At 72.2% G+C, this 22,879-nt stretch carries 24 protein-coding genes and 1 pseudogene; 14 read left to right on the forward strand and 11 right to left on the reverse strand.

Annotation, left to right across the window (positions count from 1 at the left end):
- Together JCO01S_RS15905 and JCO01S_RS08355 are read left to right on the forward strand one after the other, a co-directional pair.
- Positions 1 to 206: pseudogene (locus JCO01S_RS15905) on the forward strand (hypothetical protein); the annotation flags it as partial.
- Positions 207 to 233: 27 nt separating this feature from the next.
- Positions 234 to 773, forward strand: a complete 540-nt coding sequence (locus JCO01S_RS08355; protein WP_084342757.1) for a ribonuclease H family protein — start codon at positions 234 to 236, stop codon at positions 771 to 773.
- A 7-nt stretch (positions 774 to 780) separates the two neighbouring features.
- Here JCO01S_RS08355 and JCO01S_RS08360 read toward each other — a convergent pair whose 3' ends face one another.
- The 3 genes from JCO01S_RS08360 to JCO01S_RS08370 are packed head-to-tail and all read right to left on the reverse strand — an operon-like array spanning position 781 to position 3,358.
- A complete protein-coding gene (locus JCO01S_RS08360) occupies positions 781 to 1,437 on the reverse strand; it encodes an MOSC domain-containing protein (protein ID WP_068253706.1) in 657 nt (218 codons plus the stop codon).
- Positions 1,438 to 1,460: 23 nt separating this feature from the next.
- Positions 1,461 to 1,721 (reverse strand): acyl-CoA carboxylase subunit epsilon, encoded by a 261-nt coding sequence (locus JCO01S_RS08365; protein WP_084342758.1) that lies wholly within the window; start codon positions 1,719 to 1,721, stop codon positions 1,461 to 1,463.
- Entirely contained in the window at positions 1,718 to 3,358 is a 1,641-nt protein-coding gene (locus JCO01S_RS08370) for an acyl-CoA carboxylase subunit beta (RefSeq protein ID WP_084342759.1), read from the reverse strand. The genes JCO01S_RS08365 and JCO01S_RS08370 overlap by 4 nt, the downstream gene beginning before the upstream one ends.
- Positions 3,359 to 3,382: 24 nt before the next feature.
- Here JCO01S_RS08370 and JCO01S_RS08375 point away from each other — a divergent pair, with 24 nt between their 5' ends.
- From JCO01S_RS08375 to JCO01S_RS08390, 4 genes are read left to right on the forward strand one after another with little or no spacing between them, the layout of a single operon-like run.
- Positions 3,383 to 4,195 (forward strand): biotin--[acetyl-CoA-carboxylase] ligase, encoded by an 813-nt coding sequence (locus tag JCO01S_RS08375; protein ID WP_245634373.1) that lies wholly within the window; start codon positions 3,383 to 3,385, stop codon positions 4,193 to 4,195.
- 15 nt (positions 4,196 to 4,210) lie between these two features.
- Positions 4,211 to 5,287, forward strand: coding sequence for an adenylate/guanylate cyclase domain-containing protein (locus JCO01S_RS08380; protein ID WP_084342760.1), 1,077 nt, complete (start codon positions 4,211 to 4,213; stop codon positions 5,285 to 5,287).
- Positions 5,288 to 5,330: 43 nt separating this feature from the next.
- Complete coding sequence (locus JCO01S_RS08385) at positions 5,331 to 5,999, forward strand: response regulator transcription factor (protein WP_068253709.1); 669 nt, start codon at positions 5,331 to 5,333, stop codon at positions 5,997 to 5,999.
- A 10-nt stretch (positions 6,000 to 6,009) separates the two neighbouring features.
- Positions 6,010 to 7,017, forward strand: coding sequence for a sensor histidine kinase (locus JCO01S_RS08390; RefSeq protein WP_245634374.1), 1,008 nt, complete (start codon positions 6,010 to 6,012; stop codon positions 7,015 to 7,017).
- Here JCO01S_RS08390 and JCO01S_RS08395 read toward each other — a convergent pair.
- Complete coding sequence (locus JCO01S_RS08395) at positions 6,962 to 7,465, reverse strand: GtrA family protein (RefSeq protein ID WP_245634375.1); 504 nt, start codon at positions 7,463 to 7,465, stop codon at positions 6,962 to 6,964. The genes JCO01S_RS08390 and JCO01S_RS08395 overlap by 56 nt on opposite strands.
- Before the next feature lie 89 nt (positions 7,466 to 7,554).
- Here JCO01S_RS08395 and JCO01S_RS08400 point away from each other — a divergent pair, with 89 nt between their 5' ends.
- Entirely contained in the window at positions 7,555 to 8,727 is a 1,173-nt protein-coding gene (locus tag JCO01S_RS08400) for a 5-(carboxyamino)imidazole ribonucleotide synthase (protein ID WP_068253712.1), read from the forward strand.
- Between the two features lie 32 nt (positions 8,728 to 8,759).
- The gene (purE, locus tag JCO01S_RS08405) at positions 8,760 to 9,248 is read left to right on the forward strand and encodes a 5-(carboxyamino)imidazole ribonucleotide mutase (protein WP_068253808.1); all 489 of its coding nucleotides are present in this window, start codon (positions 8,760 to 8,762) and stop codon (positions 9,246 to 9,248) included.
- Positions 9,249 to 9,286: 38 nt separating this feature from the next.
- On the opposite strand, the gene JCO01S_RS08410 is transcribed toward purE, so the two are convergent.
- Positions 9,287 to 9,739: a CoA-binding protein gene (locus tag JCO01S_RS08410; protein WP_068253811.1), complete on the reverse strand. Its 453-nt coding sequence runs from the start codon at positions 9,737 to 9,739 to the stop codon at positions 9,287 to 9,289.
- A 120-nt stretch (positions 9,740 to 9,859) separates the two neighbouring features.
- On the opposite strand from JCO01S_RS08410, the gene JCO01S_RS08415 reads away from it, so the two are divergent.
- The gene (locus JCO01S_RS08415; protein ID WP_218002249.1) at positions 9,860 to 11,035 is read left to right on the forward strand and encodes a nucleotide sugar dehydrogenase; all 1,176 of its coding nucleotides are present in this window, start codon (positions 9,860 to 9,862) and stop codon (positions 11,033 to 11,035) included.
- A gap of 68 nt (positions 11,036 to 11,103) precedes the next feature.
- A complete protein-coding gene (locus JCO01S_RS08420) occupies positions 11,104 to 12,282 on the forward strand; it encodes an acyl-CoA dehydrogenase family protein (protein WP_068253715.1) in 1,179 nt (392 codons plus the stop codon).
- 111 nt (positions 12,283 to 12,393) lie between these two features.
- On the opposite strand, the gene JCO01S_RS08425 is transcribed toward JCO01S_RS08420, so the two are convergent.
- Both JCO01S_RS08425 and JCO01S_RS08430 read right to left on the reverse strand, forming a co-directional pair.
- Positions 12,394 to 13,254, reverse strand: coding sequence for a 3-hydroxybutyryl-CoA dehydrogenase (locus tag JCO01S_RS08425; RefSeq protein WP_169796915.1), 861 nt, complete (start codon positions 13,252 to 13,254; stop codon positions 12,394 to 12,396).
- Between the two features lie 60 nt (positions 13,255 to 13,314).
- Positions 13,315 to 14,589: an LCP family protein gene (locus JCO01S_RS08430; RefSeq protein ID WP_245634376.1), complete on the reverse strand. Its 1,275-nt coding sequence runs from the start codon at positions 14,587 to 14,589 to the stop codon at positions 13,315 to 13,317.
- A gap of 99 nt (positions 14,590 to 14,688) precedes the next feature.
- Between JCO01S_RS08430 and JCO01S_RS08435 the strand changes: the two genes are divergently transcribed.
- Positions 14,689 to 15,660, forward strand: coding sequence for a glycosyltransferase family 2 protein (locus JCO01S_RS08435; protein WP_281189186.1), 972 nt, complete (start codon positions 14,689 to 14,691; stop codon positions 15,658 to 15,660).
- Between the two features lie 159 nt (positions 15,661 to 15,819).
- Here the strand turns inward: JCO01S_RS08435 and JCO01S_RS08440 are convergent, their stop codons facing one another.
- Together JCO01S_RS08440 and JCO01S_RS08445 are read right to left on the reverse strand one after the other, a co-directional pair.
- The gene (locus JCO01S_RS08440) at positions 15,820 to 16,458 is read right to left on the reverse strand and encodes a CoA transferase subunit B (RefSeq protein ID WP_068253718.1); all 639 of its coding nucleotides are present in this window, start codon (positions 16,456 to 16,458) and stop codon (positions 15,820 to 15,822) included.
- Position 16,459: 1 nt separating this feature from the next.
- Positions 16,460 to 17,269, reverse strand: coding sequence for a CoA transferase subunit A (locus tag JCO01S_RS08445; protein ID WP_068253720.1), 810 nt, complete (start codon positions 17,267 to 17,269; stop codon positions 16,460 to 16,462).
- 317 nt (positions 17,270 to 17,586) lie between these two features.
- On the opposite strand from JCO01S_RS08445, the gene JCO01S_RS08450 reads away from it, so the two are divergent.
- Positions 17,587 to 19,416 carry a peptidoglycan-binding protein gene (locus JCO01S_RS08450; RefSeq protein ID WP_157074526.1) on the forward strand — a complete coding sequence of 610 codons (1,830 nt, stop codon included), beginning with the start codon at positions 17,587 to 17,589 and terminating at the stop codon, positions 19,414 to 19,416.
- A gap of 18 nt (positions 19,417 to 19,434) precedes the next feature.
- Here JCO01S_RS08450 and JCO01S_RS08455 read toward each other — a convergent pair whose 3' ends face one another.
- Positions 19,435 to 20,154, reverse strand: coding sequence for a TIGR03089 family protein (locus JCO01S_RS08455; protein ID WP_068253726.1), 720 nt, complete (start codon positions 20,152 to 20,154; stop codon positions 19,435 to 19,437).
- Between the two features lie 60 nt (positions 20,155 to 20,214).
- Between JCO01S_RS08455 and JCO01S_RS08460 the strand changes: the two genes are divergently transcribed.
- Positions 20,215 to 21,123, forward strand: a complete 909-nt coding sequence (locus tag JCO01S_RS08460; protein WP_245634377.1) for a DNA-3-methyladenine glycosylase family protein — start codon at positions 20,215 to 20,217, stop codon at positions 21,121 to 21,123.
- Positions 21,124 to 21,183: 60 nt separating this feature from the next.
- Complete coding sequence (locus JCO01S_RS08465; protein ID WP_157074527.1) at positions 21,184 to 21,888, forward strand: hypothetical protein; 705 nt, start codon at positions 21,184 to 21,186, stop codon at positions 21,886 to 21,888.
- A gap of 11 nt (positions 21,889 to 21,899) precedes the next feature.
- On the opposite strand, the gene JCO01S_RS08470 is transcribed toward JCO01S_RS08465, so the two are convergent.
- Positions 21,900 to 22,844: a 2-phospho-L-lactate transferase CofD family protein gene (locus JCO01S_RS08470; protein WP_068253734.1), complete on the reverse strand. Its 945-nt coding sequence runs from the start codon at positions 22,842 to 22,844 to the stop codon at positions 21,900 to 21,902.
- Positions 22,845 to 22,879 lie beyond the last annotated feature (35 nt).

Here is a 22,879-nt window from a genome sequence, read left to right on the forward strand (position 1 = left end):
CCCGCCGGTGGTGGGGCGGGCAGTGGCAGCGGCGGGCCGTCGAGTCCGGCTTCCACGAGGAGGTCCTGCGGCAGGGCCTGGCCGACGAAGGGGACATCGCCGAGGTCGTCGAGGGCTGGCGGTCGTGGACCGGGTCACCCGACGGGTGGTTCGTCGTCGTCCACGGTGAGGTGCTCGCCCGGTGCCATACTCGGGACCGCCCGTGACCCCCTTCGTGCCCCTGGAGTGTCTGCATGACGATCACCGCCGCCGCTGACGGATCCGCCCTCGGCAACCCCGGCCCCGCCGGCTGGGGCTGGTACATCGACGAGGACCGCTGGGACCACGGTGGCTGGGCGCACGGGACGAACAACATGGGCGAGCTCACGGCGGTGCTCGACCTGCTGCAGCAGACGGCGCACCTCGAGGAGGACCTGCACGTCATCTGCGACAGCAAGTACGTCATCAACTCGATCACCGCGTGGATGCCGGGCTGGAAGCGCAAGGGCTGGCGCAAGAAGGACGGCAAGCCGGTCCTCAACGTCGAGATCATGCAGGCCCTCGACGCCGCGATGCAGGGCCGCTCGGTGACCTTCGAGTGGGTCAAGGGCCACGCCGGTCACGCGCTGAACGAGGAGGCGGACCGGCTCGCCTCCAGCGCCGCCGCGTCCTGGGCGAAGGGCGCCGCCCCCGAGGGTGGCCCCGGCATCCCGGGCGCCGGAAGCGTGCGGGTGCCGGCGACCCCCGCCCCCGGGGAGGACCGGGCCGAGGAGGGGCCGCTCTCGCTCTTCTGAGGGCCGCTCAGCGCTCGAGGACGTCGGTGAACTGGCGCAGCCTCGCCCCGGTGTAGACACCCGAGTCGACGACCCGGCGGGCCAGGACGGCATCGCCCAACTTGGCGCGCAGCACCGTGGGCAGGTCGATGCCGGAGCCCGAGGGCTCGACGTCGATCTCGTCCCCGGCGCGGATCTCGCCCGGGACGAGCACGCTGAAGAGGGCTCCGGTGCGGCCGTGCCGGGCGAAGCGCTTCACCCAGCCGCGCTCGCCCATCCACTCGCCGAAGGTCGCGCACGGCTGGCGCGTCCACCGCACCTCGAGGACCGCGCTGCCGACGTGCCAGCGGTCGCCGACCTCGGCGGCGTCGACGTCGATGCCGCTCGTGGTGAGGTTCTCCCCGAAGGACCCGTTCGGCAGCTCGCGCCCGAGCGCGGCGGCCCAGATGTCGAGCTCCTCGCGGGCGTAGGCATAGACCGCGCGGTCGTGCCCGCCGTGGTGTCGCCCGTCGCCGACGTGGTCACCACCGACGCCCGAGACCCCGGCGCCGTGCTCGACCCGCCGCGGGCCCGGGTCGTGGACCTCGAGCACGTCGACCGGCTGCTTGTCGATGCCGGTGGGTCGCTCGGGGGCCAGGCGCAGCGGACGGGGTCGCCCGATGTTGGCGGACAGCACGCGTGGCATGACCGAACCGGTGAGGGAGTGGCTCAGCGGGGGAGGGCCGAGGCCCGCCAGCCGCCGGGCGCCGGGTGGAGCGGGGCGTGCACCAGTCGGGCCGGTGCGGACCACTGCGACGTGGGCGCGGCAGGCGGTTCGTCCTCGCCGCCCAGCCCGGAGAGCACCGCGACGAGTGCGGCGACCTGCTCGGGCGTCGCGTCGCCGCGCACCTCGATGCGCTGCGCCGGGGTGGCAGCGTCCTGCGGGTCCGGACCGGAGTCCTGTGCGGAGTCTTCCTGCGCGGCGCTCACAGCGGGATGTTCCCGTGCTTCTTGGGCGGGAGGGTCTCCCGCTTGGTCTTCAGGGCCCGCAGCGCCTTGGAGACGTTCATCCGGGTGTTGCTCGGCGAGATGACCGTGTCGATGTACCCCCGTTCGGCGGCGACGTAGGGGTTGGCCAGCGCCGTCTCGTACTCGGTGATGAACTCCTGGCGGGCCGCCTCGACGTCCTTGCCCGCCGCCTCGGCCTCGGCCAGCTGCTTGCGGAAGAGGATGTTGACCGCGCCCTGGGCGCCCATGACCGCGATCTGGGCCGTCGGCCACGCGAGGTTGATGTCGGCGCCGAGGTGCTTGGAGCCCATGACGTCGTAGGCGCCGCCGTAGGCCTTGCGGGTGATGACGGTGACGAGCGGCACGGTCGCCTCGGCGTAGGCGAAGATCAGCTTCGCGCCGCGACGGATGATGCCGTTCCACTCCTGGTCGGTACCCGGGAGGAAGCCCGGCACGTCGACGAAGGTCAGCACCGGGACGTTGAAGACGTCGCAGGTGCGCACGAAGCGCGCGGCCTTCTCGGAGGCCTCGATGTCCAGGGTCCCCGCGAACTGCATCGGGTTGTTCGCGACGATGCCGACCGAGCGGCCCTCGATGCGGGCGAAGCCGCAGATGATGTTCGGCGCGAAGAGCGGGTGCACCTCGAGGAACTCGCCGTCGTCGACGACGCTCTGGATGATGGCCAGCATGTCGTAGGGCATGTTGGCCGAGTCCGGGATGATCGTGTCGAGCGCGAGGTCGGTCTCGTTGACCGACAGGTCCAGCTCGTCGCCGAAGACCGGCGGGTCCTCGAGGTTGTTGCTCGGCAGGTAGGAGAGCAGGGCACGCACGTAGTCGACCGCGTCCTCCTCGTCGTCGGCCATGTAGTGCGCGACACCGGACTTGGTGTTGTGCGAGCGGGCGCCGCCGAGGTCCTCGAACTCCACGTCCTCGCCGGTGACGGTCTTGATGACGTCCGGGCCGGTGATGAACATGTGCGAGGTCTGGTCGACCATCACGGTGAAGTCGGTGACCGCGGGGGAGTAGACGGCGCCGCCGGCGCAGGGGCCCATGATGACGGAGATCTGCGGGATGACACCCGAGGCGTGCACGTTGCGCTTGAAGATCTCGCCGTAGAGGCCGAGGGAGACCACGCCTTCCTGGATGCGGGCGCCGCCGGAGTCGTTCAGGCCGACGACGGGGCAGCCGATCTTCATGGCGAAGTCCATGACCTTGGTGATCTTCTCGCCGAAGACCTCACCGAGGGAGCCGCCGAAGACCGTGAAGTCCTGGGCGAAGACGGCCACCTGCCGACCGTCGACGGTGCCGTACCCGGTGACCACGCCGTCGCCGTAGGGGCGGTTGGCCTCCTGGCCGAAGTTCGTCGAGCGGTGCCGGGCGTACTTGTCCATCTCGACGAAGCTGCCCTCGTCGAGGAGCATCGCGACCCGCTCGCGGGCGGTCTGCTTGCCGCGCGAGTGCTGCTTCTCGACCGCACGGGTGGAGCCCGCGTTGGCGACCTCGGCCACCCTCCGCTTGAGGTCGGCGAGTTTGCCTGCCGTGGTGTGGATGTCGATGTCGACGGGTACTTCGGTGCCGCCGATCGACGGTGCTTCCGCGGTTTCGGTGCTCTGGGCCATGGGCCGCAGCCTAGCCTTGCGGTCGTGCCCGATTCGATCGACGTGCCCCGTCTCACCGACCAGCTGCCCCCCGACACGCCGTGGCGGGGCATCACCCACCTGGCCGAGGTGGACTCCACGAATGCCGAGGTCGCCCGTCGCGGTGAGCAGTGGGCGCCGGTGCTCGCGGACCACCAGACCGCCGGGCGCGGCCGGCTCGGCCGCGACTGGCAGGAGCGCCCCGGGGCCGGCCTGGCGATGTCGGTGCTCGTGCCGGCCGTGGCCCCGCCGGGGTGGCTGCCGCTGCTCACCGGTCTCGCCGTCCGCGAGGCCCTCGCCGGCGTGGACGTGGCGGCGGCCCTGAAGTGGCCCAACGACGTGCAGCTGCCCGCCGACGGGCACCGCAAGGTCTGCGGGATCCTCTGCCAGGGAGCCGGGGCGCTCGGTGCCGGGGTCGTCGTCGGCATCGGGATCAACGTCCACCACGACCGTGGGGACCTGCCCACGGACACCGCCACCTCCCTTCGCCTCGTCGGAGCGGAGGTGGACCGCACCGACCTCGCCGCCGGGGTGCTCACCGGGCTGGCCCGGATGCACGCGGACCTGGTCGCCGGCGGGACCCGCGCGAAGGGGGTCCGCGCCGCCTACCGCGCCGCCTGCGACACCCTCGGACGGCGAGTCGTCGTGCACCTGCCGGACGGGACCAGGGAGGAGGCACTGGCCGACGGGATCGACGAGGACGGCCGGTTGGTGGTGGACGGTCCACGGGGCTGGACTACCGTGGCCGCTGGTGATGTCCAGCACATCCGCGCCGCGGGCGCGTCGCGGACGCAGGGCCAGCACCGGCAGGAGCACTGAGTTCACGGAGGTGTCGTGACCGACGGGGCGCGCGAACGCGGCGAGGGTGATGGACCCGAGTCCTTCGAGCGTGCCCTCCTGGGGCGGCCCGCCTCCCTCGGGCGGCGCGAGGTCTCCCGGAGCGCCGGCGTCTCGATCCGCTCGGCCCGCAAGTTCTGGCACGCGATGGGCTTCCCCATCGTCCAGGACGAGGACACGATGTTCACCGAGGCCGACCGGGAGGCCCTGGCCCGGGTCGCCGAGATGGTCCGCCACGAGGACATGGAGGAGGAGTTCGCGCTGTCGATGACGCGCGCTCTCGCCCGGACCATGGACCGCCTCGCGGCGTGGCAGGCCCAGCTGGTCACCGAGGAGATCGCACGGCGCCGGCACGGCGAGGACTCGCTCGCCGACGTCGCCCGGGAGGAGATCCGCCTCCCCGACGAGCGGACCCTCGGCGACAACGAGGACGCGGCCCGGGCGCTCGCCGACCTCGCCGACGACCTGGAGCCCCTGCTGCTCTACGTGTGGCGCCGACAGCTGACCGCGACGATCCAGCGGATGCTCACCCGCGAGGAGGAGGACGGGCGCACGAGCACGATCGGCTTCGCCGACCTGGTGAACTTCACCTCGGTGGTGCGCCGGCTCACCGAGCGTGAGCTCGGCCGGCTCGTGCAGCGCTTCGAGGACCTGTGCACCGACATCGTCACCGCGCACGGCGGACGGGTGGTCAAGACGGTGGGCGACGAGGTGCTCTTCCAGACCTACGACGTCGCCCCGGGCGCGGCCATCGCCCTCGACCTCGTCGAGGCGATGGCCGAGGACGACCTGCTGCCCGCGGCACGGGTCGGGATGGCCCACGGGTCGGTGCTGCGCCGCCTGGGTGACGTCTTCGGCACGACGGTGAACCGGGCGAGCCGGCTCACCGCGGTGGCGCCCCCCGGGGGTGTCTACGTCGACGACGCGCTCGCCCGCCAGCTGGAGCCGTTGAGCGGCTTCACGACGGTTCCGACCCGGCGCCGCTCCCTTCGTGGCATCGGGGAGGTCCAACCGAGTCGCCTGCTGCGGGTCACCGGCGGCCGCCGCCAGACCGATGTCATGGCGCACGTGTGAGTCCCATCGCGCACCACCGGTCCGAAGTTCCTATGCTGCCCCCATGACCCGAGTGCTGCTGGCCGAAGACGACTCCGCGATATCCGATCCGCTGGCCCGCGCGCTGGTCCGGGAGGGCTACGACGTCACGGTCCACGCCGACGGGCGTGAGGCGCTCGACGTGGCCCTCAGCTCCACCCCCGACCTGCTCGTCCTCGACCTCGGCCTCCCCTCCCTCGACGGGCTGGAGATCTGCCGACGGATGCGGGCCACCGGCTCCGACCTGCCCGTCCTGATCCTCACGGCGCGCGCGGACGAGGTGGACACCGTGGTCGGGCTCGACGCCGGCGCCGACGACTACGTCACCAAGCCCTTCCGGCTCGCCGAGCTCATGGCCCGGGTGCGGGCGCTGCTGCGGCGCCGCTCGGACGAGCAGCTCGAGCCCTCCGGCCCGGTGCGCATCGACCCGGACAGCAGGCGGGTCTGGTTCCACGGCGAGGAGCTGGCCCTGACCGCCAAGGAGTTCGCGGTGCTGAGCGTGCTCGTGCGCGAGAGCGGGCGCGTCGTCACCCGCGAGCAGCTCATGGGCGAGGTCTGGGAGACCGAGTGGTACGGCTCGACGAAGGCCCTGGACATGCACATCTCCGTGCTGCGCCGCAAGCTCGGTGACGACGTCGCCGACCCGCGGCACATCGCGACGGTGCGCGGCGTGGGTTTCCGCTTCGACGCCTGAGGGACCTCCCGTGAGCTTCATCGGGTACGTACGGCGGGCGGTGTTCGTCGCCGTGGTGTGCGCCGGGGTCGTCACAGCGCTGGTCCTCGGCGCGGTCGCCCTGACGATCACCGGCGGTGACGGTGCGCGGGTGCTGGGGCTGGACGTGCTCGCCTGGGCCGTCGTCGCGCCGGTCGCCGGTGTGTTCCTCGCGGCGCCGATCGGCATGCTCGCACTGCACTCGATCATCCGGCGGCGCAACCGCGGCCTGGCCTTCATCGATGCCCAGGTCGAGGCGATCCGCCGGGGCGCCGGCGCCCTGCCGCGGCCGAAGGTCGGGCTGAGCGACATCGACTCCCACACCCAGGGGCTCGCGCGGCTGGCCGGCGAGCTGGCCCAGCAGCGGGCGCTGGACCGGGACTTCGCCTCCGACGCCTCCCACCAGCTGCGCACGCCGCTCACCGCGCTGCTCATGCGGCTGGAGGAGATGGGCGAGACCGACGACATGGACGTCGTCCGCGAGGAGGCGGCCGTCGCCGTCACCCAGGTCGAGCGACTCACCGGCGTCATCGACACCCTGCTGGCCCGCTCGAAGGGGGAGGAGGGCGTGGTCCCCGAGATCTCCCTGGACTCGGTGCTGGCGGCGCTGCAGCGGGAGTACCAGCCCGCCTTCACCGCGGCCCGGCGCACGATGCGGGTGGACGGCCCGCCCGGCCTGGCGGTGCGCTCGAGCCCGGCCGACCTGGGGCAGATCCTGCAGACCCTCATCGAGAACTCCCTCGCCCACGGGGACGGCCGGGTGACGATCACGATGCGGGCCTCCGCGGGCTCGACGGTCATCGAGGTGCAGGACGAGGGGGAGGGCATCCCGGCCGCGATCGCGCCCCACGTCTTCGAGCGGTCGGTGACCTCGCACGGCTCCGGCCTGGGGCTGGGGCTGGCCCGTCAGCTCGCCGAGCGCAACGGCGGCCGGCTGGAGCTCGTCAGCTCCCACCCCGCGGTGTTCTCGGTCTTCCTCGCCGGCCGGGGGATCCGCTGAAGCGGCCGGCCCGCCCGGGCGCGAAGACGAAGGAGCGGTAGGCCCAGAAGCGGAAGACCGTTCCCAGCCCGATCCCGATGATCGTCGAGACGTTGTCGGCGATCGTGCTCGTCAGCCCGAGCCCGTAGTGGCTGAGGACGAGGCAGAGCGTCGAGATGAGCAGTGCGATCCCGTTGACGACGAAGAAGAGCGTCACCTCGTGGTGGGCCGGGCGCGAGCGGCGCCGCACGAAGGTCCAGGACCGGTTGCCGAACCACGAGAAGAGGGTCGCGACACTGCCGCTGATGATCCTGGCGGTCGTGACCTTGTCCGAGAGCACCGTGGAGATCAGCAGGTTCAACAGCCCGATGTCGATGACGAAGTTCGCGACCCCGATGACACCGAACTTGCCCATCTCGTGCCAGAGCGTGTCGACCAGGCCCTGGCCCCCCTTCGCGCGCCGTCTCACCACGGCACCCCGGGCGGGGGTGCCGCCGTGGTCTCGGCTGCGTGGTGCACCACGGCAGGCTAACCGGGCCGGCCGCGTATCCTGCCCACGTGTCGACTCCCGTTCGTGCCCCCGGTGGATTTCCCGTTGTCGGCGTCATCGGCGGCGGCCAGCTCGCCCGGATGTGCGCCGGCCCCGCCACGGAGCTGGGGGTGACCCTCTCCGTGCTCACCGACGACCCCGGATCGAGCGCGGCGCAAGTGATCCCGTCCGCTCCCGTCGGGGCCCACACCGACATGGCCGCGGTGCGCGCCTTCGCCCGGGAGTGCGATGTCGTCACCTTCGACCACGAGCACGTGCCGCAGGAGATCCTGGCGGCCCTCGTCGAGGACGGCGTCACCGTGCACCCGAGCCCCGGCGCACTCCTGCACGCCCAGGACAAGCTCGTCATGCGCCGGGTGCTCACCGACGCCGGCACGCCCTGCCCCCCGTGGCGGGCCGCGGGCAGCCGTGAGGAGGTCGAGGCCTTCGCCGCGGAGGTCGGCTGGCCGATCGTGGCCAAGACCCCCCGTGGCGGCTACGACGGGAAGGGAGTCCTCGTCGCCGCCGCGATCGAGGACCTCCAGGAGTGGCTCGCCCGGGCGGACGAGCAGGGTGAGCAGCTGCTGCTGGAGGCGAAGGTCCCCTTCGTGCGTGAGCTGGCGGTGCTGCTCGCCCGCAGCCCCTCCGGCCAGGCGGCCGCGTGGCCGGTCGTCGAGACCGTCCAGACCGACGGCATCTGCACCGAGGTCATCGCCCCCGCGCCCGGGCTGTCCGAGGAGTCCGCCCGCGCCGCCACCCTCATCGGGCTCGACGTCGCGGCGGAGCTCGGGGTGACCGGTGTCATGGCGGTCGAGCTCTTCGAGCTGGCCGACGGGTCGGTGCTCGTGAACGAGCTCGCGATGCGTCCGCACAACTCCGGGCACTGGAGCATGGACGGCGCCGTCACGGGGCAGTTCGAGCAGCACCTGCGGGCCGTCCTCGACCTCCCCCTCGGGTCCCCGGAGGCACGCGCCGGGTGGACCGTCATGGCCAATGTCCTCGGCGGCGAGCACGAGGACCTGTACCCGACGTACCGGCACGTCATGGCGCGGGACCCCGGGCTGCGGGTCCACCTCTACGGCAAGGGGGTCCGTCCCGGTCGCAAGATCGGGCACGTCACCGTCTGCGGCGAGGACCTGCCCGCCCTGCGGGAGCGCGCCACCCACGCGGCCGACTACATCCAGGGAGTGATCACGCAGTGAGCAGCGAGCAGGTGCCGGTCGTCGGCCTCGTCATGGGCAGCGACAGCGACTGGCCGACGATGGAGGCGGCCGCGACGGTGCTGGAGGACTTCGGCGTGCCGTACGAGGCCGACGTCGTCTCCGCGCACCGCATGCCGACCGAGATGATCAGCTACGGGCAGCAGGCCGAGGAGCGCGGGCTGCGGGTCATCGTCGCCGGCGCCGGGGGAGCGGCGCACCTGCCGGGGATGCTGGCCTCGGTGACGAGCCTGCCGGTCATCGGCGTGCCGGTGGCGCTGGCCAACCTCGAGGGCTTGGACTCGCTGCTCTCGATTGTGCAGATGCCCGGCGGCATCCCGGTCGCGACGATGGCCGTCGGCGGGGCCCGCAATGCCGGTCTCATGGCGGTGCGGATCCTCGGCGCCGGCGAGGGCGAGGAGGCCCGGCGGTTGCGCGAGCGCACGGCCGAGTTCGCGACCGAGCTGTCCGAGCAGGCCCATGCGAGGGGGGAGGCGCTGCGGCGCCGACGCTCCGCAGGGTGAGGTGGCCGCCCTCGGGGCGCGGGGCGGGCCCCCTTCGCTCAGCGGGAGGCGCCCTCCATGCGCAGCCGTCGCCACTCGATCTTCGGGCAGGTGTCCATGATGACGTCCAGCCCGGCCTCGCGGGCCTTGTCCGCGGCGGTGTGGTCGATCACCCCCAGCTGCATCCAGACCGCGTCGATCTGCAGCCGGTCCTTGTGCTCGATCGCCTCGTCGACCACGGCACCCACGTGATCGGAGTTGACGAAGCAGTCCACGACCTTGATGTCCCCGTCGGGGATGTCCGCGATCCTCGCGTAGCCGGTGTCGCCGTCGACCGCCTCGGCCGCGTGGTGCACGGGGATGATGCCCTTGTGCATCTCCCGCTTCAGCCACTGGGCGACGCGGAAGGCGTCCCGGTCGGTGTTGTTGCTCAGCCCCACGACGACCCAGGTGCCGGGGTCGGCGATGAGGCGGCGCATCGTCTCGATGTCGTTCGTGTGCGTGAGGCTCATGTGACCCATCCAACGCCGGAAGTGCCGGAGGTGCAATGGTCCACGCCCACCGCGTGGCGGTCTGTTTCGCCGGTGGCACACTTGTGCGTGGTTGCGTCGCCCCACTGAAATGAGGAATGCGTGAGCACGAAGATCGCCGTCGTCGGAACCGGGTACGTGGGCCTGTCCATGGCCGTCCTGCTCTCCCAGCACAACGAGGTCGTCGGCTTCGACATCAACGCCGACCGGGTGGCGATGCTGGGGGAGGGACGCAGCCCCATCCACGACGACGAGATCGTCGACTTCCTCGCCCACCGCACGCTGGACCTGCGCTTCACCCTGGACAAGGAGGAGGCCTACGCCGGCGCCGAGTACGTGGTCATCGCGACCCCGACGGACTACGACCCGGAGACCAACTACTTCGACACCTCGAGCGTCGAGGAGGTCATCTCCGACGTCACGAGCGTCAACCCCGAGGCCGTCATGGTCGTGAAGTCGACGATCCCCGTCGGCTTCACCCAGGGCCTGCGCGAGAAGCTCGGCACCGAGAACCTCCTCTTCAGCCCGGAGTTCCTCCGCGAGGGGAAGGCGCTGATGGACAACCTGCACCCCAGCCGGATCGTCGTCGGCGAGGTCAGCGACCGGGCCCAGCGCTTCGCCGACCTGCTCGTCGAGAGCGCGGCCGACCCCGAGGTGCCGGTGCTGCTCACCGACTCCACCGAGGCCGAGGCGATCAAGCTCTTCGCCAACACCTACCTGGCGATGCGCGTGGCCTACTTCAACGAGCTGGACACCTTCGCCGCGCGGCACGGGCTGAACACGCGGCAGATCATCGAGGGCGTCGGGCTGGACCCGCGCATCGGGTCCCACTACAACAACCCGTCCTTCGGGTACGGCGGGTACTGCCTGCCCAAGGACACCAAGCAGCTGCTGGCGAACTACGAGCACGTCCCGCAGAACCTCATGCAGGCCGTCGTGGACTCCAACCGCACCCGGAAGGACTTCGTCGCCGAGGACATCCTGCGCCGCCGCCCCCGGATCGTCGGCGTCCACCGGCTCATCATGAAGTCCGGGTCGGACAACTTCCGCGCCTCCTCCGTCCAGGGGATCATGAAGCGGATCAAGGGCAAGGGCGTCGAGGTGGTCGTCTTCGAGCCCGAGATGGCGCAGGACGAGTTCTTCGGCTCCCGCGTGCTGCGCGACCTCGAGGAGTTCAAGGCCGAGGCCGACGTCATCATCGCCAACCGCCGCACCCCGGACCTGGCCGACGTCGCCGAGAAGGTCTACACCCGGGACCTCTTCGGCACCGACTCCTGACCCACGGTGGTCGAGACGCTCGGGCCCCCTGGGGCCCGAGCCTCGAAACCACCGGTAGCATCGCGCCCGTGAGCGCCAACCCAGACTTCGACCTGTTCCGCACCTCCGAGGACCACGAGACACTGCGTGAGGCGGTGCGTGCCGTCGCCGAGGGCAGGATCGCCCCCTTCGCCGCCGCGGTCGACGAGGAGTCCCGGTTCCCGACGGAGGCCAACGAGGCACTGATCGCCGCCGACTTCCACGCCGCCCACGTGGCCGAGGAGCACGGCGGCGTCGGGGCGGATGCGCTCGCGGTCTGCATCATCATCGAGGAGGTCGCCCGCGTCTGCGCCTCCTCCTCGCTGATCCCGGCCGTGAACAAGCTCGGCTCGATGCCGGTCATCCTCGGCGGCTCGGAGGAGATCAACGCGACGTACATGCCGCGGCTGGCCAAGGGGGAGGGCTTCTCCTACGGGCTCTCCGAGCGCGAGGCGGGTTCCGACACCGCCGCCATGCGCTGCCGCGCGACCAAGGACGGCGAGGACTGGGTCCTCAGCGGGCAGAAGGCCTGGATCACCAACGCCGGCGAGTCCGAGTTCTACACCGTCATGGCGGTCACCGACCCCGACGGTCCCCGTGGCGGCAACGTCTCCGCCTTCGTCGTCGAGAAGTCCGACGAGGGCTTCGGCTTCTCCGAGCCGGAGCACAAGCTCGGGATCAAGGGCAGCCCGACCCGCGAGCTGCACTTCGACAACTGCCGCATCCCCGGTGACCGGATCGTCGGCGCCGAGGGCGAGGGCCTCAAGATCGCCCTGCGCACCCTCGACCACACCCGGGTGACCATCGGCGCCCAGGCCGTCGGCATCGCCCAGGGCGCCCTGGACCAGTCGATGGCCTACGTCAAGGAGCGCAAGCAGTTCGGCAAGAACATCGCCGACTTCCAGGGCATCCAGTTCATGCTCGCGGACATGGCGATGGAGCTCGAGGCAGCCCGTCAGATGGTCTACGTCGCGGCCGCGAAGTCCGAGCGCCACGACGCGGACCTGCCCTTCTTCGGGGCAGCCGCCAAGTGCTACGCCTCCGACGTCGCGATGAAGGTGACCACCGACGCGGTCCAGCTGCTCGGCGGCGCCGGCTACACCCGCGACTTCCCGCTCGAGCGGATGATGCGCGACGCGAAGATCACCCAGATCTACGAGGGCACCAACCAGGTCCAGCGCCTCGTCATGGCCCGCCAGCTGCTCAAGGGTCTGCCCACGGCGCGCTGAACGACAGCGAGCCTCCGCGGGTGAAGGCGTGGGGCGCGGCCCTTGGGGCTTCGCAAGCTCAGCCCCTGAGTCGGGCCGACCCCAGCCTTCATCCGCTGCGCTCGCGACGCCCTACTTCTCGTACCTGTAGAACCCCCGGCCGGCCTTTCGGCCGAGCAGCCCGGCGTCGACCATGCGGGCGAGCAGCGGCGGGGGAGCGTAGAGCGGCTCCTTGAACTCCTCGTAGAGCGACTCGGCCACCGCCATCGTCGTGTCCAGACCGATGAGGTCGGCCAGGGCGAGCGGGCCCTGCGGGTGGGCGGCACCGAGGACGAGGCCGGTGTCGATGTCCTCGGCGGTGGCGAAGCCGGACTCGTACATCCGGATCGCGCTCAGCACGAAGGGGATGAGCAGGCTGTTGACGACGAAGCCGGCGCGGTCCTGGCAGGTGATCGCCTGCTTGCCGAGCACCCCGTCGACATAGGCCCGGGCCGCCTCGGTGGTCTCCTCCGCGGTCATGAGGGAGGGGACCAGCTCGACGAGCTTGAGCACCGGCACCGGGTTGAAGAAGTGCACGCCGAGGACCTTCGCGGGGCGCGAGGTGACCGTGGCGAGCTTCATGATCGGGATGGAGCTGGTGTTGGAGGCCAGGATCGCCTCGCTGTCCTCGACGATCTGGTCGAGCTGCTGGAAGAGCTCGACCTTGGCGCTCTCCTCCTCGACGATCGCCTCGACGACCAGCTGCCGGTCGGCCAGCAGCGTCAGGTCGGTGACCACCCGCACACGCGCCAGCGCGGCATCGGCGTCCTCGATCTTGCCTCGCTCCTGGGCCCGGCGCAGGGACTTCTCCAGCCGCCCGCGCGCGTTCTCGGCCCGCTCGTCGTCGGCCTCGACGACCACGACGTCGCTGCCTGCCCGGGCGCACACCTCTGCGATGCCCGAGCCCATGAGGCCGCCGCCGACGACCCCGATCCGTTCCATCGTCTTGTCCATGGGCGCAACGATAACCGTGCCCGCGTGACCGGCGTCACGTCGGGTCCGTGAGCGGGACGGTCAGCCCTGGGAGGGATCGACCTCGAGCGGCTCGTCGTTGCGCAGCTTCTCGAACAGGGCGTCGGAGCGCTCCTCGTCCCACTGCACCGCGGTACCCGCGGGAGTGGCGAGCGCCTCGCTGCTCATGGGGACCACGAGCGAGTTCCCCTTGCCCTGGGAGATGCCGCGGAAGGCCCACATGGCCCGGGCGGTGCCGATGAAGGAGTCGTCCTCGCCGATCGTGAGGTTCTCCGCGCTCGCGCTACCGAGGTGGTGCGCCCGCCAGGGCAGGAGCATGTTGGCGGGACTGACCATCTTGCCCATGAGGGCCCCGAGGAACTCCCGCTGCCGCTCGGCGCGCCCGATGTCGCCGCGCGGGTCGGAGTAGCGGGCGCGCACGTACCCCAGGGCGGTCGGGCCGTCGAGGACCTGGCAGCCCTTCTGGATGTCCAGGTGCGCCTTCTCGTCCTGCATGTCGTTCTTCACGCACATGCGGACCCCGCCGACGGCGTCGACGACCGAGGAGAAGCCCCCGAAACCGATCTCCATGTAGCCGTCCATCTTCAGGCCGGTGTTGTGCTCGATCGTCTCGGCGAGCAGCTCGGCGCCACCGATGCTGAAGGCGGCGTTGATCTTGTTCATCCCGTGCCCGGGGATCTCAACGTAGGAGTCCCGGGGGATGGACAGCAGCGTGGACTTCCCGCTGCCGGTGTGCAGGACGAGGATGCTGTCGGTACGCGCGCCGCCGGTGTCGGACCCGGTGCCGAGCGTCTGCTGCTCCTCGGCGCTCAGGCCCGCGCGGCTGTCGCTGCCGACGAGCAGGGTGTTGCTCCCCTCGCTCGAGGGTCGCTGGCCGTCCGGCGTGGCGTCCACGCGCTGCACCTTGGACCAGGAGGACCCGATCGCCCAGACCATCGCGACCGCCCACACGAGCAGCAGCACGAGCAGGACGAGGAAGAACTTCCGGGCCGGGCTGCGGCCGTGACCGGCGCCCGCCGGGCCGGCGGGCACCGGACCCCGCGGCCCGGTCGGACCACCGCGGTCGACGGGGCGCTGCGGGGGAGGCCCCGCCGGGCGTGAAGGGGGCGTGCCGGTCGGCATCACCCGGGTCCGGGGCTCCTGGGGCCGGGGGCGCCGCTCCGGTGTCGGTCCACCGCGACGCCCGGTCGGGATGGCGCGAGCGGAGGAGTCCGAGGACCTCCCGCGACGGTTGTCGAAGGTCATGGCCTCGCCGTCACGAGGGGGGCTCGTGCGGCCGTCGTCGGGTCGACGTGGGCGGGAGGGGCGCGCAGGCATGGGCCAGAGGATATGAGGTGTGGCTGGATGCTGCCCGACAGGACACCCTGCGGCGCGTCACGGCCGCCTCACGGGGGCGGAGGAATCCATACTGGGCGCGTGCTTCCCCGAGTCAGCGTCATCATGCCCGTCCTGGACGAGGAGCGACACCTGGCCGCCTCGGTCCGGATGGTCCTGCAGCAGGCCTACGAGGGTGAGATCGAGGTGGTGCTGGCCCTCGGCCCCTCCCGCGACGCCACGGACGCCGTCGCGGCGGGTCTCGCCGAGCAGGACCCCCGCGTGCGCACGGTCGCGAACCCCTCGGGCCAGACCCCCGATGCACTCAACGCCGCGATCGGGGCCTCGAGCGGCGACGTCATCGCCCGGGTCGACGCCCACGCGGAGATCCCGCGGGACTACCTGTCCACCGCGGTCGGGATCCTCGACGAGACGGGTGCGGACAACGTGGGCGGGATCATGGACGCGAAGGGGGCCACCCCCCTGGAGCGGGCGATCGCCTGCGCGATGAAGAGCCCGCTCGGCGTCGGTGGTGCCCGCTTCCACACCGGCGGTGGTGCGGGTGAGTCCGACACCGTCTACCTCGGGGTCTTCCGCCGCAGCGCCCTCGAACGCGTGGGCGGCTACGACCCCCACTTCGCGCGGGCCCAGGACTGGGAGATGAACCACCGCATCAGGGCCACCGGTGGACGCGTGTGGTTCACGCCCGAGCTCGTCGTCACCTACCGACCCCGCTCGAGCCTGCGCAAGCTCGCCGACCAGTACTTCAACTACGGGCGCTGGCGCCGCGTCGTGGCCCGGCAGCACCCGGGGACGGCCAATGCCCGCTACCTCGCGCCCCCGGCCATGGTCCTCGGCACCGTCGCGGCGAGCGCCCTCGGCCTGGCCTGGCGACCCGCCTGGCTCGTGCCCGCCGGGTACGCAGCCGCGGTCGGCGCCGGCGGCTGGCTGATCTCCGGCACCGAGCCCGCCGGGGTGCGCGCCCGCGTCCCGCTGGCGATCGCGACGATGCACTGGTCGTGGGGCATCGGCTTCCTCACCAGCCCGGCGAGCCTGGCCGACCGCGCGGACTGAGCCGCGGACGGGTTCGGGGAGTGGTGAGCTCCTCGGCGCGCCGCTCCCGGGTTCGGAGAGCTGGGGCCCGCCCTTGGACTACGGCCGCGGGCGGCCTCCGTCCTGAGACGGGCCGACCCCACTCCCCGACCCCGTCCGCGGCCCGGGCGTCGGCTCGTGTCAGGCCAGGTCGACGGCCAGGGGCGCGCCGGTGCGCTCCTTGACCTCGTGCTCGGTGACGCCGGGGGCGAGCTCGCGCAGGACGTAGCCCTCGTCGGTGACGTCGATGACGGCCAGGTCGGTGATGATCCGCTGCACGACGCCCTTGCCGGTCAGCGGTAGGTCGCAGTCCTGGAGGATCTTCGGGGAGCCGTCCTTGGCGTTGTGGTCCATGAGGACGATGACCTTCTTCGCGCCGTGGACGAGGTCCATCGCGCCGCCCATGCCCTTGACCATCTTGCCCGGGATCATCCAGTTGGCGATGTCGCCGTTGGCGGCCACCTGCATGGCGCCGAGGATGGCGGCGTCGACCTTGCCGCCGCGGATCATCCCGAAGCTCGTCGCCGAGTCGAAGATGGAGGCGCCCTTGCGCAGGGTGACCGTCTCCTTGCCGGCGTTGATCATGTCCGGGTCGATGTCCGCCTCGCTCGGGTAGGGCCCGACGCCGAGGATGCCGTTCTCGGACTGCAGGACGATCTCGACGTCCTCGGGGACGTAGTTCGGCACGAGCGTCGGCATGCCGATGCCGAGGTTGACGTAGTCGCCGTCGTGGAGCTCCTCGGCGGCGCGGGCGGCCATCTGCTCACGGGTGAGTGCCATGTCAGGCCTCCTTGCTCTCGGTGCGGACGGTGCGCTTCTCGATCCGCTTCTCGGCGGCCTGCTCGGGGGTCAGCGGGACGACCCGCTGGACGTAGATGCCCGGCAGGTGGATCGAGTCCGGGTCGAGCTCGCCGGGCTCGACGAGCTCCTCGACCTCGGCGATCGTCACCTGGCCGGAGATGGCGCACAGCGGGTTGAAGTTGCGGGCGGTGGTGCGGAAGACGAGGTTGCCGTGGCGGTCGCCCTTCCACGCCCGCACGAGGGCGAAGTCGGCGGAGATCGCGTGCTCGAGGACGAACTCGTGCTCGGCCAGGACGGTCTCGCCCTCGGGGGTGCGGTCCTTGACCTGGAAGGTGCGGGTCTCCTTCTTGGGGGAGGAGACGGCGACATCACCCTCGGAGTCGTAGCGCCAGGGGAGCCCGCCGTCGGCGATCTGGGTGCCGACACCGGTCCGGGTCCAGAAGGCGGCCATGCCCGACCCGCCGGCGCGCAGCTTCTCGGCGAGGGTGCCCTGGGGGGTCAGCTCGACCTCCAGCTCACCGGAGAGGTACTGGCGCGCGAACTCCTTGTTCTCCCCGACGTAGGAGGAGACCATCCGCCGGATCTGGCCACCGGCCAGGAGGACGCCCAGTCCCCAGTCGTCGACCCCGCAGTTGTTCGAGACGCACTCGAGATCCTTGACCCCCTTGTCGCGCAGCTGGGCGATTAGCACGCTCGGGATCCCGCAGAGCCCGAACCCACCCACCGCGAGCGTGACGCCGTCGGGGATGTCCGCGACGGCCTCTGCCGGTGAAGTGACCACTTTGTCCATGCTCGGCAGGCTAACGCCCCCGTGTGAGGAACCTCATGTGAGGGCCGCACGTGGTGGTGGCGCCGCAGCGTGCCGGGAGGCCATGGCGCCCGACCCGGACGGGACGCCTCGGAGGCGGGTGGGAACCACAGGGACGTAATTACCCGGATGGGTCTGGCGTGCTGCAAGTGGTCTGTGGAGCATGTGTGACGGTGCTGCATTCACGTGCCTCCTGTGGTTGGTGTGACTGCGCCCCGACAACCGAAGCAGTCGACAACCGACGCAGTCCCGGCGCCACCCCGACGCCCGACCCGATCCCCACAGCAAGGAGCAGCCGCGTGTCTCGATCCGCCCGCATGGTCGGTGCCGCTCTCATCCCCGCCTTCGCCCTGCCGTTGGCGGCGGGGCCGGCACGCGCGGCGGTCCCGCAGCCCCCGACGAACAAGAACCTGCCCCAGGACCTGGACGTCGCCTCGCCGTACGTCCCGCAGTCCACGTGCGACCCGGACCCCAAGCCCGGGGTGACGGCCTTCGCGCGGCTGATGGCCAACCACTACGAGGAGTTCAGCTACGGGATCTCCCGGGAGTGCAACCACGGGCTGACCGAGCACTCCGAGGGCAGGGCCCTGGACTGGATGCTCGACGCGAACGACCCGCACGAGCGGGAGGTCGCCGACTCGGTCATCTCCTGGCTGCTCGCCCCCGACGACCAGGGCCGCCCGGCCGCGATGGCCCGCCGCTTCGGGATCATGTACATCATCTGGAACCGCCAGATCTGGGGCACGTACCAGATGAGTGACGGCTGGCGGCCCTACAACGGCCCGAGCCCGCACACCGACCACATCCACTTCAGCTTCAGCTGGGACGGTGCGATGCAGCGCACCTCCTGGTGGACCGGCAAGGCGTGGCAGGACGTGACCACGACCCCCGGTGGGCCGAGCGTGCCGGTGCTGCCGCCGGACGGCTACCCGACGTTGCGCGAGGGCTCCCGCGGACCGGACGTCCAGCTGGCCCAGCGGGTCATCGGCGTCACCGCGGACGGGGTCTTCGGCCCGGACACGAAGGCGGCGCTGCGCGAGTGGCAGGGCGAGCACGGCCTCACGAGGACCGGCGTCCTCGACGATGACACGTGGAACCGGATGGTCGCCGAGGGCGAGGTCTCCGCACGGGGGGAGGACGACGGCGGCATCGCGAAGTACTTCGACACCTCCGTGCGGCTCGGTTCCACCGGCGAGGCCGTCAAGGCGTTGCAGCGCGAGCTCGGCGTCACCGTCGACGGCGTCTTCGGGCGCCGGACCGACAAGGCGGTCCGGGACCTCCAGAGGAGCAAGTCGCTGCGGGCCGACGGGGTCGTCACCGCCAACGTGTGGCACGCGCTCGCCGGCCTCGACTACACGAGGAACGCCAAGAAGCCCGACAAGAAGCCCGACAGGAAGCCGGAGCAGGAACCCGCTCCCACCCCGGAGCCGGAGCAGACCCCGCAGCCGGAGGCCACGTCCGAGCCCGAGCCGGAGAAGACGACCGCGCCCACCCCGGAGGAGAGCGGGAGCACCGAGCCCGCCCCGGAGGGGACCTCCGGGAACGAGCAGCCGGAGGAGGCGAAGGGGGAGCCCGACGCCGAACCGACACCGACCCCCAGCGGCTCGCCGGACTCGACGTCACCGACGACCTCGCCGGCTCCCTCGTCCTCGCCGAGCAAGGGCTCGGTCGTGCGCACCGACACCTGGTTCACCCGGGTCAAGGACGAGGTGCTGGCCAGGGGCTCGCACGGCAGCGCCGTGAAGGTGCTCCAGCGGGGCCTCGGCGGGGTGGCCGTCGACGGGAACTTCGGCGCGACCACGGAGCGCGCCGTCGCCACCTTCCAGCGGGCACACGGCATCCGGGCCACCGGGGTCGTCGACGAGGACACCTGGGAGGCACTGGAGGTGCGGGCCTTCCCGCTGCTGCACTACCGGACCATGGTCCTCAAGCCGGGCTCGAGCGGCGACGGCGTGAGCGCCCTGCAGCGCCACCTCGGCGTCGAGGAGACCGGCACCTTCGACGACGAGACGCGGGCCGCGGTCAAGGAGCTGCAGGCCCGGCACGGGCTGGCCCGGACCGGGTACGTCGGCGCCGTCACCTGGGAGGCACTGGAGGAGGAGGCCCGCCCGTACGAGCGGAACCACTGACCCCCACACCGGTGTCCCTCAGCCCGCCGTGACCCCCTCGGCCTGCGCGCGGCGCTCCACGGTCTCCGGGTCGCTCGGGCCGAGGTGGACCACGAGCGACCCGCCGGCGGCCCACACCGCGACCGCGGTGCGCAGCAGGGTCTCGGCGGAGGGGTCGACCAGCTGCAGCCGGCTGTCCGGCTCGACCCCGGCGTCGGTGAGTGCGGGGACGACCTCGCCGTAGGTGAGGCGCTCGCCGGCAACGAGCAGGGCGGTGTCGTCCTCGTCCGGCTCGTCCAGGGCGGTGAAGTCGTCGCCGTGCGAAGCGAGCTCGGCCGCCTCGTCCATCGTCGAGCCCGGCAGCTCCGTGCCGGCCGAGCGGGCGAGGGCGCCCCGCGTGACGAAGACCCCGGGCACGCCCGCCACGAGGCGGTCGAGGTCGTCGGTGACGACGAGCTCGGGGCTGGCTCCACCGCCGTCGCCCAGCTCCACGGCGGCGCCGACCGACCAGGTCGCCCAGGCCCAGTAGAGCAGCCGCCAGTGCGGTCGCAGGGCGAGCCGGACGGTCTCGCCCGGCTCGAGGCCCCACTCGTCCTGCAGGGCATTCGCGGCCTTGCTCACCCAGGTGTCGATCACCCTGCCGGAGAGCTCGATCCGCTCCCCGGCGGTGGGGCCGGGCAGGTCGTCGTAGCACGTGATGCGGGGGGCGGCCGAGTCCTCCCGGTTCAGGCGGGTCAGGAGGTCTGGGGGCGTGGTCATGGCACCACCCTACGAAGGGGGCGGCCGCCTGCGCGCCGCCCTCCTGCCAGAGTGGGTCCGGTGAGGACACGAGTGCACCGGTCGGAGCCGCCGCTGGACCTGGACCGGACGCTCGCCCCCTTCGTGCGGGGCAGCGGGGACCCGACGTCGCGAGGGGACCACCGGGACTGGTGGTTCGCGTGGACCACACCAGAGGGGTCGGTGACCCTCCGGCTCGTGGGCGAAGGGGGCACCGTGCGGGCCACCGCGTGGGGGCCGGGGCAGGGGTGGGTGCTCGAGCGGGCCCCCGACCTGCTCGGTGCCCGTGACGACCCGAGCGGCTTCGTGCCCCACCACGACCTCGTGGCCCGGGTCTGGCCGGAGCTGTCCCGGTGGCGGGTGCCCGCGAACGGCCTCGTGGCGCAGATGCTCGTCTGCTCGGTGCTGGAGCAGAAGGTCACCGGTCGGGAGGCCTTCGCCGGGTACCGCCGGCTCGTGCGCGCCCACGGGCGACCGGCCCCCGGCCCGGGCGCCGACCTCGGCCTCACCGCCCCGCCGACGCCGCGGGAGTGGGCGCTGATCCCCTCCTGGGAGTGGCTGCGCGCCGGTGTCGACTCCGGCCGTTCGCGCACGGCGGTCGCCGCGATGAGAGTTGCCGGCCGCCTCGACGAGTGCGCCGATCTGCCTCTGCCGCAGGCGCACTCCCGACTCCGGGCGCTGCCGGGCGTGGGGGAGTGGACCGCCGCGGAGGTGGCCCAACGCGCCCTCGGCGACGCCGACGCGGTCAGCTTCGGGGACTACCACGTGGCGCGTGACGTGACGAGGGCACTGACCGGCGAGGAGGGGGACGACGCGCTCATGGCGCGGCTGCTCGAGCCGTATGCGGGACAGCGCTTCCGCGCGCAGCGGGTGATCACCCTCGGAGCCCGGCAGCGGCCACGGAGGGGCCCGCGCCGGGCGCTGCCGACGCACCTGCCGAGGCCTTTTTGAGGAACGCACAACAGCGCCCGGTACCGTGTCGTCCTCGCAGGGACGATGCAGGGAGATGAGATGACCCGGAGCCGAGGCGGCCGAGCAGTGGCGGCGGTCCTCGGCATCACGCTTGCGCTCTCGGCGTGCGCGGGAGGAGATCCTGCGCCGTCGAGCAGCTCCGGGGATGCCAGGCCCACGTCCACCGCGAGCCCGAGCTCGGAGGAGCCCACGGACGTCAACCCGTTCAACGACGACGACCTGCCCGCCGTCGACCCGGGCACGCCGAACACGCTGCCCGGGGACGCGCGGAAGAAGACCAAGGAGGGGGCGCTCGTCTTCTCCCGCTTCTACCTCGAGCAGATGGGCGAGGCGATCCGCACCCGGGAGTCGGCGACGCTGCGGAAGAACTCCCAGGAGTGCCCGGAGTGCGAGGAGTTCATCGCCTGGATCGACTACGGCCGGCTGCGGGGGCTCACCGCGAACCGCAACCCGTTCACGGTCGAGGGGGTGACGATCCTCAGCAGCGTCGCCCACGCCCACGAGATCCGCGCGCGGGTGAAGGTCCAGGACGTGGTCACGAAGGACCCGGGCGGCCCCACGACCCGTGCGGTCGTGCCGCGGCTGGCGCCCGAGGAGGGCGTGACGACCGGTCCGGACGGCGAGGAGACGAGTGTGCCGACCGCGCCGGGCCTCTACAGCGAGGTCCCGGGTGCCTACAGCGCCGCCCTGTCCGTCGCGTGGGTGCACGGCCGGTGGGTCGTGCGCGGCATCTCCTTCGTCTGACCCGGCCGGACTCAGGCGTGGGCGCCCGTGCGGCCCAGCTCCAGTGCCCGGGCGGCCGTGCGGGCCGCGGCCTCCGGCGAGGCGAGGGTGATCGGCTCCGCGGCGGTGCTCGTGGGCGGCGTGGAGCGCGTCGGGGCGGGGTCCTGCGGGTCGGCGAGCCAGCCGTCGAGCAGCCCCTCGTAGACGTTGCGGGCGCCGGTCCCGTCGGTCGCCTCCCCGAGGGCGGCGAGCGAGGCGGTGAGCGAGGGGAGCCCGCCCGGGCTGGTCCCCACGACGGGGGCCGTGGTGCCGCGCACCGCGTCCCGCACCCCCGGGACCCCGAGGACGATGCCCAGGGAGAGGACCGGGTCGCTCGGGGCGAGCAGCACCACGTCGGTGCCGCGGAGCGCCTCCAGGACGCCCGGGGCCGGGGTCGCCCGGTCCAGGCCGGCCACGACGAAGCGGCTCGGCGCCCGACCGGGGCCGCGCTGCCACTCCTGGACGTGCACGGCGTGCTGGCCCTCGTCGTCCTCGAGCACCGCGTGGGTCTCGACCGGGACGTCGCTCATCGGCAGCACCCGGACCCACTCCGGGACCCCTCGGCGGCGGGCCAGCCGCTCGGTCACCTCGGCCAGGCCGTCGCCCCGGGCCAACCAGCTCGTGCGGGCCAGGGAGGCGGCGACCTCCGCGTCGGTGATCGGGTACCAGTCCGGCTCTGCCCCGAGGTCGTCCAGCCCGCGGCGCACGACGTCGCCGGAGGCGGCTGCCGTGGGGGTGGGGGAGAGGGCCTCGACGTGGCGGTCCAGGTCAGGGCAGAGCCGCAGTCCCCAGAGCGAGATGTCGTCACCCGTGTTGACGATCACGCTCACGGTGCTGCCGGCGAGGTCGCCCGAGCCGGCGACGTGATCGACCAGGCCACGGACGAAGGCGGCCCCGCCGGGGCCGCCCGAGAGGACGCAGATGTGCATGGGCACCATGGTCCCACCCGGGCGGCACGGTCCTCTCGGGGGTG

The sequence above is a fragment of the Janibacter corallicola NBRC 107790 genome, from assembly GCF_001570965.1.
In the GTDB taxonomy this organism is placed as follows: domain Bacteria; phylum Actinomycetota; class Actinomycetes; order Actinomycetales; family Dermatophilaceae; genus Janibacter; species Janibacter corallicola.

Bases quoted from the DNA above. Each gene is read 5' to 3' on its own strand.
- JCO01S_RS08355 (WP_084342757.1), top strand. From the start codon at position 234: ATGACGATCACCGCCGCCGCTGACGGATCCGCCCTCGGCAACCCCGGC.
- JCO01S_RS08360 (WP_068253706.1), bottom strand. From the start codon at position 1,437: ATGCCACGCGTGCTGTCCGCCAACATCGGGCGACCCCGTCCGCTGCGC.
- JCO01S_RS08370 (WP_084342759.1), bottom strand. From the start codon at position 3,358: ATGGCCCAGAGCACCGAAACCGCGGAAGCACCGTCGATCGGCGGCACC.
- JCO01S_RS08385 (WP_068253709.1), top strand. From the start codon at position 5,331: ATGACCCGAGTGCTGCTGGCCGAAGACGACTCCGCGATATCCGATCCG.
- purE (WP_068253808.1), top strand. From the start codon at position 8,760: ATGGGCAGCGACAGCGACTGGCCGACGATGGAGGCGGCCGCGACGGTG.
- JCO01S_RS08410 (WP_068253811.1), bottom strand. From the start codon at position 9,739: ATGAGCCTCACGCACACGAACGACATCGAGACGATGCGCCGCCTCATC.
- JCO01S_RS08425 (WP_169796915.1), bottom strand. From the start codon at position 13,254: ATGGACAAGACGATGGAACGGATCGGGGTCGTCGGCGGCGGCCTCATG.
- JCO01S_RS08430 (WP_245634376.1), bottom strand. From the start codon at position 14,589: ATGCCTGCGCGCCCCTCCCGCCCACGTCGACCCGACGACGGCCGCACG.
- JCO01S_RS08440 (WP_068253718.1), bottom strand. From the start codon at position 16,458: ATGGCACTCACCCGTGAGCAGATGGCCGCCCGCGCCGCCGAGGAGCTC.
- JCO01S_RS08445 (WP_068253720.1), bottom strand. From the start codon at position 17,269: ATGGACAAAGTGGTCACTTCACCGGCAGAGGCCGTCGCGGACATCCCC.
- JCO01S_RS08455 (WP_068253726.1), bottom strand. From the start codon at position 20,154: ATGACCACGCCCCCAGACCTCCTGACCCGCCTGAACCGGGAGGACTCG.
- JCO01S_RS08465 (WP_157074527.1), top strand. From the start codon at position 21,184: ATGACCCGGAGCCGAGGCGGCCGAGCAGTGGCGGCGGTCCTCGGCATC.
- JCO01S_RS08470 (WP_068253734.1), bottom strand. From the start codon at position 22,844: ATGGTGCCCATGCACATCTGCGTCCTCTCGGGCGGCCCCGGCGGGGCC.